The sequence below is a fragment of the Nocardia carnea genome (assembly GCF_029869215.1).
Lineage (GTDB): Bacteria > Actinomycetota > Actinomycetes > Mycobacteriales > Mycobacteriaceae > Nocardia > Nocardia carnea_B.
Genome location: NZ_JARWPM010000348.1, coordinates 18,328 through 32,925 on the forward strand (window position 1 = coordinate 18,328; position 14,598 = coordinate 32,925).

A 14,598-nucleotide genomic window follows, 5' to 3' on the forward strand; every position below is an offset into this window, starting at 1 on the left:
TGGTCTTGTGGATGGGCCGGTATTCCCCGGCAGTCCGGTGCGTCTGTTGCTCGGTGGTGTACCGGTGGATCCGGCGGCGCAGGCTCGCACTGTGTTCGCGGGCCGCGGTGGCCACCGCGGCCGGTCCGCGACCCGCCGCTCGGCACAGCGATTGCAGCGCCGCCAGCCGCGGCAGCCGGTCCGCCAGCTGCGCTGTGCTGAGTCCCAGGTGTCCGGCGAGCTCGGCGCTGCGGGCAGGGAGGTCCGAGCGCTGCTGTGCCAAGTGCTCCTGTTCGGTGCCGAGCCGTTTGCGCTCGGCGGTCAACCGCTCGCGTTCGGTCCGGCGCCGGGCGCTTTCCGCGGCGGCCGCCTCGGCGGCCACACGCCTGGTTTTCCGGTTCCCAGCGCTCGGCACCTGGACCGGAGCCTGGTTGTCGAACGCGGTCAATTCACGGTCGACCCGTTCGATTTCCGCTTCGAGTCGCGCGAGTTCGGTGTCGAGCGTGTCGAGCCGTTCCGGATCGAGGTCGGAGTCCGAGAGATCGGCCAGGGCGCTTATCGCAAGCCCCGCGGCCGATCCGATGATGCCGAATTCCTGTTCGAGCAGCGTTTCCGCAACCACCCCGGCGGCGTACTCCTGCCACAGCCGCGCCGCCATGGTGTCCGGCGTGGTGGTGGCAGGGGCAGGGGTGGTGCCGTCCGCTACCCACCGGGTGCCGTCCCACCGTTCGAACACTGGGGAACCAGCGTCGTCGACGCCGGCTCTCCACTGTTCGACGGCGATTCCTTTGGCACCGAGGGTTTCGAGGACATCGGGGTCGACTATGGGATCCACCGCGCCGACGGGTGCGATGATCACCAGTTTTCCGTCACTCACCCGCGCCCAGGGCCCCGCCGCGGTGCCCGGGAAAGGTGCCAGAGCGGTGAGGCACGCCGACTCGGCTTGCGCGGCGCGGGTGTCCTGGGCGTGCTCCTTATCGGACGTGTCCGCGGCCACGGTGACAACCTGGCCGTTGGGCGGTGCCCATTCCCTGGTCGCCTCGGTGCTCTCCGACGCGCCGAGATGCGGAAGCTCGCCGGGGCCGAGCCCACTCAGCTGCCATCGCACGGCAGGCTCCCCGGCACCGTCGGCGAACGACATGGTCATCGATACGGTCAAACCGTGCTCGTCGAGGTGGCCGACCGACGGTTGCAGAGCCTCCGTGATATCGGCGCCCAGTGCATCCGCCTGCTCGATCAGAATGCCCAGCTGTTCCTGAGCGCCGGGTCGCACATCCCATTCCGCGGTGAGGCCGGCATCGGTGGCCGTGATCGTGCAGCCTGCCTGTTCACCGGCAGGCACCCGCAACCTCACCGCACCGTCGAGTGCGCGCCCGATCGCGACACCGGGGGCGCCATGCTCCAAGGCGATCCGCGCCGCCTCCGCGAGCTGACCGGCAAGAGACTCGGGCAACGCACCGGAAGCTTCGAGCGCGTGGGCGATCTCGACCTCGTCCGTGGCGATGAATAGTTCGCCGTCCCATAGGCCCGGTGTATTCACGCCGTAGTCGCTCAGGCCGGAACCGTCACCGGCCGGGTCCTGTTCACTGGGAGGTGCAGACGTCGCGGCGGTGGGTGCGGTGCCGACAGAGTCCGCGGAACTCGCCGTCCTCTCGGTGCCGGTGACGTTCTTCCGCGGAGGTTCTGCACGCCCGTCGATCTCCCGCAGGACCTCGCTCATCTCACGCATGGCACGCAGGTAGATGAGCTCGTCCGGCACCGGCTGATCGGGCTCGACGAGCTCCTGCGCATCGGCAAGGGCAGCCAGTACGGCCTCATCGATATCGTCACTGCCGCGGTCGATATCGATCGTGTGCGCGGCCAGAACGCCGCGCAGTGTGCGCAGGGTCTGCGCGGGTTCGACGTCACTGTCGTCGCCGGTGCCGTCCGGATGCTCGGTGAACCATTTGCCGTCGCTCCAGTACGCGACGGCTGGATCCCCGGCACCGGTTACACACCGCCGCTCGACCACCACCCCGGCCTGCTCGAGGGCATCGAGCAGCTCAGGGTCCCGCAGCCACATCACGGTGGTGTCGGTGGTGACGACGACCAGTCGATTGCCCACGATATGGCCCCAGATGCCGAGTGGCAGGCCGTCGAGACCCGCGTATTCGGCCCGGACGGATTCCGCCCGATGTTCGCGTTGCTCCGGGGTCGCCGTGATATCGGGCGCCAAGAGGGATTCCAGCCCGCGCAGGCCCTCACTCAGAGTGTGCAGGATGCGCAGGTCGGTGTCGATGGCGGTGTCCGGCACCGCATTTGCTGCGGTCGCTACGGCGCGGAGGAGGGCGGCAATCCGGCGGTGGTCTGTGGCGCCGGCGAGATCCTTCAGCCGGGCCGCCACGTTGTCCTGTCGGGTGGCGATATCGGCCGCAATCTCCTCGAGGGTACGAGGCGCCGAATCGAGCAATTCGCAGGCGGCCTGCAACTGCGCGAGCCGCCTGGGTGGGATATCCGATTCGACGGACCGTTGCTGAATCCGCTGGATCTCGATCAGCCGGGCCTTCTCGGCATATTCCGCGGTCTGCTGGGCCGTTTCGGGGATCAGGTTCCGCAGTTCCCTGTCGAGCCGCTCGATCTCCTGTGCCACTGCCACCCTCTCGGCACGGGCGGCAACGACTCGACGCAACTCCGCGGCAGCGTCGGCGTCCCCGATCGCATCTGCCGCAGGCGAACCCAGCCGGATGCCGCGGCCCTGCGCGGTGAGAATCGGCGTCAGGACTTCGCTCAGTGCACGCAACCGGCATTCATATCGGAGGTCCGCGACCTCGTCACCGGGTTTCCGGATCTCCTCGGCCACCGGTTGCCCCGTGATCCATTCGAGTTTCTCGGTGTCCCAGCGCTCCAGCTTCCGATCGACGGTAGGTCGCCACACCTCCACCTCGACGCCCTTCGCCGCCAGTGCCTGACGGACCCACACATCCAAGACCGGATCGTCGGCTTCCGGCGGCAACACCAGAATCAGTCGGCCATCGACGATCCGGCCCCAGGTGCCGATCGGCGTACCGCCGAGCTGTTGCAGTGCCGTACGAGCGGCGGCACCGAATGCCGAATCCCCTGTGCCGTTCCCGGCCCGCGCCCCGAGAAACCGAACCGGTTCAGGTCGCTGGACCCCGGGCGCCGCCTCATCCGGTTTCCCTTCGGCCGACGCAGGCGCGGTAGCTCCCTCGCGCTCGCCGTGCGACACGGGTGCGGTGGCCCCGTCATCATCGTGGAGACCCGGCGGCGACATCGACTCCGGGTCATCCGATGGCTCGTCCGCCAAACCGTCCTCGGAGGAGGCACTGGCCGCGAGCGCGTAATCGCGGCGCTTATCACGGTGCTTGTGATGGGCCTTGAACCAGCGTTCCAGAAATTCTGTACGGGGACCATCTTTTATGCCGGGAAGCGGCGCGCCGGATGCATCGGGCAGGGACACGATCTCAAAGGACAACCGGTTGGGCAACTGCGTGCCGGTTGCACGGCTCATGTGCGAGGAGGACGCGACCTCGAGCACAGCGGCGGGGGCTGTGTAGGGTTCGGGTATTTCGCCTCGGGAGAGGACATCGATCCGCAGCGAGACGGTTCGGTCCATCAAGTCATGCGATTCCTCGATCTTCCTCTCGATCTTGATTTCGAACTGGCCATCGGACCGCGCCTCCGCTTCGCGAACAGCGGCAAGCACCGCTCGCACCACCTGGTTCCGCTGTTTGTGTGGCCATTGCTCCGTGGCCGCACGCACCTTTTCGATCGCAGCCAGGAGCTCGCCGCGCTCTTTATCGGAGCGGATCTCCAACGTCAAAAGCTGCTCGGTGATGGTATTTCCCCGGGCGATCCGGCCGAGATCGTCCGCTGATACTCCGACTACCCCGGCCGGCGAAACCGGCCCGCTGCCGGCCACCGCGTACACCTCGACACCGCACCAGGGCAACCAGCCGAAGACCTTCCTGTCGATGTCCCAGATATCGGCGAACGCGTCGCCGGTGTGGATCACCGCGTGCATCGACCGCGCCGTCACGGGGTCGATCCCGTTCCGAACTGCCGCCATAGCCGCGGGATCCGTCGCGACGACGGTGATGCGCGCCCCGGGAGCCGATGCCGCCGCCTCGGCGACCGCCTTCCGGACACCGTCGGGAGAGTTGTCGCCCGGCCGGATCACCGCGGCCCGGGTCGCGCCCGCCGATTCGAGCTGTTCCCACACCCGGACCTCGCCGGCAACCGGGCCGGATGGCTCCGTGCCCGTGGGCCGGTCGCCTACGTACACCACGACGGCGTCCGCATTCGCCAGGTCACCGGCCACCACGATCGGCCCCTCGGACGCAGACTGCACGGGGTCGGCCGCGACCGGCGCACCGTTCACCGAACCCGGGCCGGAACGCGCCGCCTGCCGGAGGTCGGCGGATTCGCTGTCCGCCTCGGAATGTGCAGCGGTCCCGTCCACCGGCGCGGCAGCGGCCTGTGGCCCTGTCCCGTCGCTCGCGGTGGCCGGCACTTTCGTGGCTGCCGGGCGAGCCGCTCCGCCGGCGTACATCTCGATGCAGCGGAGGCGGTCGATTTCCGCCTCCGGTTTGGGCGCATGCCGGGTCAGAAGACCCAGGTCGTTGCGCAGGCCGGCACGTACCGCCGAGGTCCGGGCTTCGCCGAACAAGCGGTCGATGAGTTCGTCGGCCCTGGCGGCTGCCATGGTGCCCAGCTGGACACGCTGTCCGCCGAGTTCATGGAAGCGCGTGGTCGCCGCGGCTCGGACCTCGTCCGAACCAGCGCACTCGCGGATCGTATTCAGGGTGGCACGCGTACGCCGGAGTCTCAGGTCGATAGCCGCGAGCGTGGCACTGTACGGGCCGGCGGGAATCGGGGCGGGGCTGGCAACACGCGGTGGCCTGGTCATCCAGGCCGCACCGTTCCAGTACGCGACGGTTACGGTGCCGTCGGTTGCGACTGTGCGGCGCTCGACCAGCACTCCCGCCACGTCCAGGCCGGTAAGGACAGTCGGGTCGGCGAGCGGATTGTCCTCCCCGGCAGACTGCACGATCAGCAGCCGATCGCCGTCCGCTACACCCCACGGCCCGACGGCCGAGCCCCCCGCGTGGGCCCGTTGCGCCCGGGCGGCGACTGCCAGCCGGCGTCGTTCGTCAGCTGTAGTTGCCGGTGGTTCCGGTTCGGCGGGAACCTCGGTGCCGAAGGCGTTCTCGAGCCCGGCCAGGGCCAGTTCGAGCTGCCTCGACTCGCTCAGCGCGGACAGGACATCATTTCCGGGATCAGTGGCCGGCGCCGGGGCGGAGGTCGGCAACAATGCGGCCGCCAACTTCGCACCGTTCGGATAGGCACGGATCCGTTCCAGAAGTTCATCGGTCTTCCTTATCGCGGCGCCGCGAATCGTGTCGTCGCTACCGAGCTCGATGGCCGTCATCAGGGCGGAGGTCTGCTTGTACAGCGCCTCGAGATTCGACCCGGCCGGGTACGCGCTGAGCCGCTGGACAAGCTCGCCGGACTTTGCTGTCGCGGCAGCACGAATCTCGTCGTCGCTGCGAATCTCGACGGCAGCCAAGGCGTCCGCGGCGCGCTGCTTCCCGGGCTCAGCGGGGTGGGCACGGAGGATCGGAACCAGCTCCCCCCGCACAACCCCCACGGTGTATTCCTGGGCCAAGGCGTCCTGCTCCGGTGGCCACCGACGCTTCGCCGGGCCCTTGAACCGAACGTGGCCGGTATGGTCCAGCTCGGCCCTCCACTGCTCGACCTCGATACCCCGTGCCCGCAGCGCGGCGATCACCGGTTCGTCCAACACTGTGTCCGAGTCACCGGCCGGCGTGAGCAGGACCACCCGATCCCCGACGATCGCCCCCCACTTCCCGACCGGCTGACCACCCAGGGCGGCCAGCTCCACTCGTGCAACATCACCTGTGAATTCGGTACTCAGTGTGTCGAAATCAGCGAGCGCAGCCGTCAGCGATCGCTGAGAATCGCCGAGTTCAGCCGCGCGCTCGGCGGCCGATTCGGCGTCGGCAGCGGCGATCTGGTGGTCGAGCCGGAGCATTTCCAGCTCTTCCTTACGCTGCTCCAGCACTTCGGCCGGGATCGGATCAGTGGATGCCGCCTTCGGCAGTAACGGCGCCCGCGACAGTGCGATGAGATCCCTCTCGGTCCGCGCCGCTTTCACGGCCGACGTGCGGGCTCTCCGCTCGGCATCCCGCAGCTTCGCCTGCTCGGCCTGCGCCATCGCAGCCAGTTCGACAACATTCTTCGGCCCCGGGACTGCTGAATCAGTGCTTTCCTTCATCAGATCGGCCGGATCCACGCCGATCTCGATGAGCGCGGCGTGCAGTTTCTGCGCTGTGGTGCCGGGGTCGACACTCAGGCCGTGGGCCGGGACCTCGAGCCAGCCTCTGTTGCGCCATACGGTGGCGGTGCCGTCCTCCATTCCACCGGAGTCGGTGCCGGAAGTCGCACCGCGCAGGGCGGATACCTCGGGACCGTCGGACAGGGCCGGCCCGTTGTCGAAAACGTGTGCCCGCAGGCGGTCGCCGAGTAGTTCGACCTCGATCCGCGCCGCACCCTCGGATCGGTCCGCAGCGGTTTCCACAGCCCTGGCGAGCGCCTGCTTCGCGGCCGCACGCCGATCGTCGGGCCAGTCGCCCAGCACGGAGTCGGCGGCGGTCATCATCAAGGACACAGCGGTTTCCACCGCTCCTGCCTCGACCGTGACGCCGAACGACAGCAAACCCGCTATCAACGGAGCATCGTCGCCCTCACCGTCACGGAGATCGGCGAGGCTCCGCACCTCGTGCACACCATAGGCGCCGCCGATGGGGGCGATATCCGACTGCGTGCGCTCCTGCCGCCGCTGCTGCTCGGTGAGCTTCTGCTGCTGCACCATCCACGGCATCGCTTCGGTGAGATGCGCAATGAATTCTTGCGCGTCCACGTCGGTATCGGTGGCGCCCAGCTTCTCGGAGGCGGGAACCTCCACCGACAGCTTTTCGGCAGGTGTCTCCGGAACCGGAACGTCCACAACCAGCGCAGAATTGCCCGGACTACCGGCCGCAGGTTGTTCCGCAGCCGGTGCCTCCGCCACCGGCGCCGTCTCCCCCGCTTTTCCGGCGGCCCCGGCCCACTGCGGCTGCTCGCCGGCCCCGGAACTCGTGCCCGCCTCGGCGTTCGGTCTCTCCCCGGCCGGGGACGCCGTAGCCCGGGGCAGCGAGAACTGCAGAGGGGGATCCTGGCGGCCACGGCCGTCGACAACCGTGACCTCCATCTTCCCCCATTGCGATATACCCGCCCGAACCCGGACCCCGCTTCCGGTACGCCGAATAGCGGACCCCAAAGCGTTCCTGACTGCCTCCAGCATCAATCGCACCTGGGCGCCGTCGGGTGGATTGCCGGCCGCGGCGAGTACTTCGCCGAGAACACGATCGATCTCGTTCTCGCTGACTCCGAAAGCGGTGCCCTGCACGGGAATCTCGGCCTGCGCCGGCTCCTCGGCAGGTCCGGACGCCGGATCGGACGTCCCGGTCGCTCCGGCGGGTCCGGCCGCCGGGGTCGGCTGACCGACCGGGGCGGGGTTCCCTGCGTCGAACCACGTGTTCGCATTCTGTTCGAGAATCTGTAGCCGGCGCAGGTTTTCATTGGGGTCGATCGGGAGGCCGTCGGCGGTGAAATCGACACCGTCCATCATCGCCGTGACGAATTCGCGTGCCCGGTCCCGCTGGACGGCATTCCCTTCGAAGTGTTTGTCGATACGGCTGTTCACCCGTTCGAGAACCTTGGCCGCCTCGGCCCGGGCCTCGCCCGGCGGTAGATCAGGGTTCGGTGACAATCCGGCCATCGACGTTCCCCCATTGGCACGGCCGTCGAAATTCTGCTGCAGATTCTCCATCAGCATCAGCCGGGCATGCTGGTTCACCGAGCCGGCTTCGACCGCACCGTTGTTGCCCTTACCGTAGGTGTCGGGCGTGCCCCGTGGTCCCGGTACGGTGACAGCTTCGTCGATCCCGTTGATCGCATTCTCCAGTTCCCAGAGCACGAAATCGCGCTCGCGGCCCGGCGGGAACTCAGCCTCGACATGGGCCTTCATCGTCATCGCGATGATGTCGGCGTCGAGGCGCGCCTCCTCACTGCTCTTCCATCCCTTGAGCTTGTTCAGGTACTGCAGCTCCTCGCCGCTGTAACCCGACATACCGCGATACCCGTAGATCATGCTCGACGGCGCGGCCGAGACGACACTGCTCACCAACCCCCCGAGGCTGTCCTTCACCGCCTCCGCGGTGAACCCCTGCCCCGACAAACCGATCCCCACCGCGGCCCCCGCCACACCACCCGCCAAACCCGCACCCGCACCGACGACCCCACCCCGCCACATCCCACCCCAACGATCGCCACCGAAGATATCGTGCTTACCGAGCAAACGATGCAGGTAATGGCCCGCCCAGCCACCGGCAACGCCGCCCGCCAGGGAAGCCCACAAGTTTATCCTGATCGCCTCCCAATCGAACCCTTGCTGCCGCCCTTCCCAGTCGTAACCGCTGTCCTCCAGAGCGTTCAACATCAGCCACTGAACCCCCGCCTCCTCCACAAACCCCTGAAACAACTCCTCGACACCCTCTTGAATCATCTCGAAGGCATAATCCCCACCGATGATCGCCACACGCGAGAGCTTCGGCAGACCATGCGCCAGCGCATTCTTCGCAATCAGCGCACCGAGCTTCTCGATGAACCCCCGGAAAAACGCGCCCACAGCCTGCGCACGACAACGCGCCCAAATCCAGGCACGCCACTTGATCACCTCGCCCGCAGGTCCCATACCCGTCGCATAAAGAATCTCCAGAGCCAGCCATGTCGCCGCGAGAATAATTTGCCGCCGCGTCTTGTACGCTTGGTTCCCGAGTTCACCGATATAATTGGCCAGTTCCTGCGTCGACTCCCGCAGATCACCACCGAAGAACTCCAGTTCCTCGATCGCCTCGACGATCCGCTCGCCACCCGTGCCGTGCTCATACGACAGCGCGGTATCCCGCTTCCCTTCCGCCAGCTCACGGGTGTATGTCTCGTTGTCGATCTCGGCCTGCAACTCATCGGCCATCCGCCACAATTCGTCCGGATCGGCCTCGGGCCACGTGTCACCCGCGATAGCCCAGATCAACCCCTGGACGAAAGGAGGCAAACCCTCTGTACCGTCACTCACGGTCTACGGCCCCACCACTCGGTTCACCCAAGCCCCATCGAACTCCCACTCCAGCAGACCGATCCCCGCTCCATGAACGCCACCGGCCCGCAGTCCCGAACCCCGAAGCCGGGAAGGACGATCAGTCCTCCTTCTCATCGACTCCCTACCCGAATCGGTGAGCCGAGCTGTCTTCGGTAGCTTCCAGCGCCTCGACGCCGGCACGCATCGCATCGTGCACATCGGACAAGGCATCCGGCAGCACTACGCCCGAGGCAGTAGCAATATTTTCGGCGAACGGCACCATGTTGTCGGGCTTGTCTTTTCCCGCGGCAGCAGCCAAACCCGACAGGATGGCAGCAATCCGGCTACCCGATGCCTGCGCTCCCTCGTATGCGTCCCCCACCGAACGCGTCCCCTTCCGGAAACTTTCGGGGTCCACCTCAACTTGCTCAGCCATAGTGCTTTCGATCATCACATGGCCGGCTCCGATATCTCACTCAAGAAACCATCAAATCGTTGTCATGAGCCGCACTTCCGGCCACACCGATTGCGGAGTAGCGGTCCACGGGTCTGGATGTTGTCGACTGCCTTGGCCCTGCACACCGCTATTCGGTGCGGAGTTCGTCCGCCCCGCCATCCCGGTCAACGCGGCAGCATTACGCTGTTGCCCGAACGCTGCTCAACGTTCCCGCAGAACCAGCGGAAGTCCACCTCGGGGCTGACAGGTCACCACATAGCGGGTTTCCACGCGGAAACCGTCACTGACTGTAAACTGGAAATTCCGAACCAGTGCGCTGACCACCATTTGTGTGACACTCGTCGCCAAACGTTCGCCGATACACACCCGGCCACCTTTTCCGAACGGATAGTAGGCGTGACGCATCCGCGAACTGAACCGATCGGGCGCGAACCGATCTGGATCGAACGATTCCGGATCATCCCAGTATCGTGGATCACGATGAGTGATATGTGGGTTGAGGATTATCCGCGCCTTCGCCGGCAGCCGGTACGGGCCGAGCATATCGGGTTCGACGGTCTCACGGAACCAGATCGGGAACGGTGGATGCAGCCGGAATGCCTCATTGATCACCCGGCGCTGGTATTCGAGCTGGGACAGCTCGGCGAGCGTAGGTGATTCACCGGCCACCACCCGGTCCAGTTCGGCGACCGATGTCTCGGCGATTTCGGGGTGGTTGGCAAGTTCGTATGATATCCATGTTGTTCCGGTCGCGGTCGTTTCGTAACCGGCCATGAACAGAGTGAATATCTCGTCCCGTAATTGCCGGTCTGTCATCCGCTCACCGGTCTCGCTGTCCTCCGCGGCGAGCAGAAGTCCGAGCAGATCCTCGGGACAGTCGCCGCTGCCGCGGCGTTCACCGATGATGCGATACACCTCGCCGTCGAGTTCGGCGACCGCTCGCCGATACACCGTCGCACCCGGCATCGGTAGCCGGTCCGGAAGGAAGAACGTCCAGACTTTCGATGCGAGTCCCGCGAAAACCTGTGAGGTCAGTTCGCGGAGACGCTCGGCGCGCGGACCGTCGATCGATGTACCGAACAAGGCACCGAGCACGATTTCGACATTGAGTCGGATCGACTCGTCGAGGATATTCACCGGCACACCCTGTTGCGCATCTACGCGCCAGCGAGCCACGGCCCGTTCGACGCAGGCCGCGATATGAGCCTCCATTGCGTCCAGCTGCCTGCTGTGAAATGCGGGCTGCATGAGCCGGCGTTGCCGCTTCCAGTAGTCACCTTCGCTGGTCACCAAACCATTGCCCAGCGCCGCCCGGAACGGCCGCATCATCGACCCCTTCGGGTAGTTGGCGGCGTTCGTCACCAGGATCCGGCGGATGTGATCCGGGTGGCTGACCACAAAGGTGCGCAGGACACCGGGGCCTACGCGGACCAGACCCTCGTGACGGGCCGCCGCATCCATGAGATAGGCGAAAGGGTCCCGGACCAGGCCGAGTCGAAGTCCGGCAGCAGGGATCTGTGCCGTGACCGGTCGCTGCGGATGTTCAGCGGAGCCGGTCGCAGCGGGTTGGGATGAACGAGGTTGCACTGGGCCGGCACCCGAATCGTCGCGTCCTAGCACTGCAATCCTCCTGCCGCGAACGGCGACGTAATGCCTTGATATTGCGCTGTAGGCAGTGCCTGGAAGCATGCCCACAGCGACGATAGGCCGCGGTTGCGCAAGGGACCCGCTGTGCGAGCGGAATTTACATCCCGTTGTGCTAGGCGTTGCGATCACCGCAAGCCGCAGCACGCGGGCAAGACACCACTCTGATCAAAACCGGCCGCAGCCGAACTCGATCAGCGCACCGAGAGCCCTTGACCTGCCGGCATCACGACGCGGCATGCTCCTCGAATCGGGCGTAGACAAGGACACAGGGGCCACGAAGTAGGCCATCCGGATGCAACAGCCACTGCGTAGGAGCCGGTCGGTGCCGGCGGAGGTGAGGACTATCCGGGCTTCGGATCTCGATGCTTGCCCCGGAGTCGGAAGCACACATGGTTCCCGGAACCACTGCCCTGTTCCGGGATGAGAGCTTTCTACACACTGGACGACCAGGCCCGGCCGCTACTGTACGGCTTTGCCTGGCCGTTGTTTCCTACTCGAACGTCGGTCCCTCGTCACCGCGCCGGTTACCGAGGGCAGTGCCTGCGGCCAGAATCCTGTCGCCACCAAGCCCGGCCGCGGTCCGCCACCGTGGAGCCGAATCCGGTTCCTCGGCTGTCGAAATATCTACGACCTCGGCGAAGTCCATCAAGATGTCTTCTTCATCCGCACGCGCCGAAACCAGCGAGCGGGTGCACTGTACACGGACGCCCGGCGACACACTCTTCACCGGCTGCTGTGTCGGGCCGGTACCCAGCAGCCCTCCTGGGTTATTCAGGCGGGCCGGCAAGCCGGGGGTCGCATTCCTGCCCATCCGAACGCCACGGCGAGGAGCCCGAACGCGCCGCACACCGGCCAGACGCCGGCCCCGATCGTGGTCCATACCAGGACACCGAGCGTAGGCCCGAGTGTCTGTCCCAACCCGAACACGGTCTGGTGGGCAGCGATATAGCGCGCACGCACAGCGGGCGGGAACGTCGAGGGATAGGCGAATGTGGTGGGGCCCAAGATCATCAACCCGGTCACCGTCACCAGGGATGCCACGACAATCGCAGCGCCACCGTGTCCCGTGAGCGCAAATCCGGTGACGCCGAGAGCAAGAACACCGGCACCGACGGCGGCAGCCACCGGCGGACGGCAATACTTCACGTAGGCGGTGATTTTCAGCTCGAACAGGACCAGCACCGCCGAGCCGGTCGTCAGGATCGCGCTGTAGAAGGTCACCGAGTAGCCGTGGGAGGTCATGGCCAGCGGTAGCGTCGTGAAGATCTGAACCCAGATCACCGCGGTGATAAGCATCGACAGCAGGAACAGGTGGTAGCGGCGGTCGCGCAGGAGCACCCGGGCTCCGGAGGGACCCGGTGCCGCTCTGGGCTCCACGGGTGCGCCGGGCCGAGTCGCGGGCAGCTTCCGGGCCGCAATCACAGCAAATCCCAGGGCGGTGAGGGCGTCGAACCAGAACAGTAGATTCCAGTCGAGGACAATGAGCGCCCCCGCGATGAGCGGACTCAGCGCCGCCCCGATGTTGAAGGCGATCCGCTGCATCGAAAACGCCATCACTCGATGCTCGGCCGGCATGTGCTCGGCGAGCATCACCGCCGCGGCAGGACGGTAGGACGGACCGGCGAATCCGGCCACCGCGACCGCCGCGAGCAGTAGCGGCGGCCGGCCCGTAGCGACGATGGCGGGAATCACCGCCAGAAACCCGGCGGAACCGATCATGCCGGTGACGATTGTGGCGCGCGGGCCCAACCGCTGGGTGAACTCACCCCATGCCATTGTGCCGGCGATGGCGCCCGCGCTGTACGCGGTCGCCGCGAAACCAGCCAGGCTCATGCTGTATCCGCGCTGCGCTAGATACAACACGAGAAATCCCGTGACGAAGGCGCCGAGCTGGTTCACCATGGTACCGGCGAACAGATATCGCACCGTCACCGGCGTGCTTCGGAGCGTCGCGATGACGCCGAAGCGTTCGGACTGCACCGGCGGTGAACTCATCGGCTGTGCCTCGGGCACATCACTTCTGCGGGTAGCCAAGTTGCGTGGGTCAGCTCGACGCGGCCGCCAAGGCGGCGCAGGAGTTCAGGACTTCGCGCCCGGCGCCGGAGAGCTGCCCGTGGTCGAGAACGACGCGATGGGTTTCGGTGAATTTGGTGCGAGTGAGGTCGATTGTCGCGCCGAGCACGGGGCTGTCGTAGTGCGGGCGTAGTTTTTCCAGCACATGAACGACCCGGCTGAGGATGAACGCGGCATGGTAGATACCCGACATCGGCCGGGGATCGGGGCGAAGCGGCGAGGTGTAACGCTCGCCGGCATCGTTGAGTACCAGCGGATCGAGAGTCATCACCGCGTTCAGTGCGATATGGGACGCCTCGTGAACGATTCGCTCGACGAAACAGGTGGTGGGGTCGGCGAGTTCACGGTCGCCCACAGGCGGGGAGAGATGCATCAGGCCGAAACTGCGCGGTGAGGAGACCGCGCGCAGGCCGCCGCCTTCGAACAGGCGGATACCGGCGACGAGCTCGTGGATCTCACCGGACATGGCGGAATCCGCATGGTGGATCAAATGCAGCGCGCGAACGACAGTGGCGGCGTGCTCGTCGTACTCGGTGGCAGGGAGCGGAAGCATCTCACCGAGCCGGTCGCCCGCCAGGCGTGGACCGAGCGGGCCGTACAGATAGTGCGCAGTCTCGATATCGCATTCGTCCCACCGCATCGGCGACAATTCGAACTCGTCCGCGAACAGCCCGTCTTCCTCGTATCGCATCCGCAGTTTCGACAGACCCACCGCCACCCTGGTGACATCCTGATCACGGACACCGGAGGAGATCTGCCGACACAGGCTGAAAACCACCGGCGCTATCCGCCGATCGATATCGAGCGCACCGACCGCGACCGCAGCGGCCTCTGCCTGTTCGGGAAGAACCCCGGCAGCGGCGGCGAGGGCCGCGTGCAAGGTATCCCGCAGCTGAGTATTGATTGTCGTTCGCAACAGCCGAGCCCGGACCGGATCGGGTTGTGCCTCGAATACTCCGGACCCGGACTCCGCCGTCGTGGCGCTTGTGGCCATTACGCCGAGCGACCCTTGGCAAGTTTGCAAAAGCCGAACTGCGCGGCGCTCTGGACCACATCGAGCGGGGTGGTGGGCAAGGCATCGAACTTGGTGACGCCGACCTGAGCAGTATCGCGTGGTGATGCGGGCAAACTGTTGAACGATGAATCCATGACAACCTCCGGAAGAATCTGGTTTCGAACGGAATTCGATTGTTCTACTCGAAATCGGCACGCGCATCGCATCCCGGGGCATTTTACCGCTACT

6 protein-coding genes (1 of these 6 only partly in view) are annotated in these 14,598 nt (G+C 66.2%); all 6 read right to left on the minus strand.

Annotated features, from left to right (window positions below):
* The coding region annotated (locus QH276_RS24210) for a protein phosphatase 2C domain-containing protein (protein WP_280406913.1) crosses the window boundary (this coding region is incomplete at its 3' end): on the minus strand, positions 1 to 9,175 show 9,175 of its 27,502 nt. Its footprint begins 18,327 nt before the window's first position.
* Between the two features lie 145 nt (positions 9,176 to 9,320).
* Positions 9,321 to 9,632: a hypothetical protein gene (locus QH276_RS24215; RefSeq protein ID WP_280399603.1), complete on the minus strand. Its 312-nt coding sequence runs from the start codon at positions 9,630 to 9,632 to the stop codon at positions 9,321 to 9,323.
* A 204-nt stretch (positions 9,633 to 9,836) separates the two neighbouring features.
* The gene (locus QH276_RS24220; protein ID WP_280399602.1) at positions 9,837 to 11,324 is read right to left on the minus strand and encodes a cytochrome P450; all 1,488 of its coding nucleotides are present in this window, start codon (positions 11,322 to 11,324) and stop codon (positions 9,837 to 9,839) included.
* Between the two features lie 729 nt (positions 11,325 to 12,053).
* Positions 12,054 to 13,277 carry an MFS transporter gene (locus tag QH276_RS24225; protein ID WP_280399601.1) on the minus strand — a complete coding sequence of 408 codons (1,224 nt, stop codon included), beginning with the start codon at positions 13,275 to 13,277 and terminating at the stop codon, positions 12,054 to 12,056.
* A gap of 49 nt (positions 13,278 to 13,326) precedes the next feature.
* Positions 13,327 to 14,349, minus strand: a complete 1,023-nt coding sequence (locus tag QH276_RS24230) for an aKG-HExxH-type peptide beta-hydroxylase (protein WP_280399600.1) — start codon at positions 14,347 to 14,349, stop codon at positions 13,327 to 13,329.
* Positions 14,349 to 14,504 (minus strand): hypothetical protein, encoded by a 156-nt coding sequence (locus QH276_RS24235; RefSeq protein WP_280399599.1) that lies wholly within the window; start codon positions 14,502 to 14,504, stop codon positions 14,349 to 14,351. Before QH276_RS24235 ends, QH276_RS24230 begins: the two co-directional genes overlap by 1 nt.
* Positions 14,505 to 14,598: the final 94 nt, after the last annotated feature.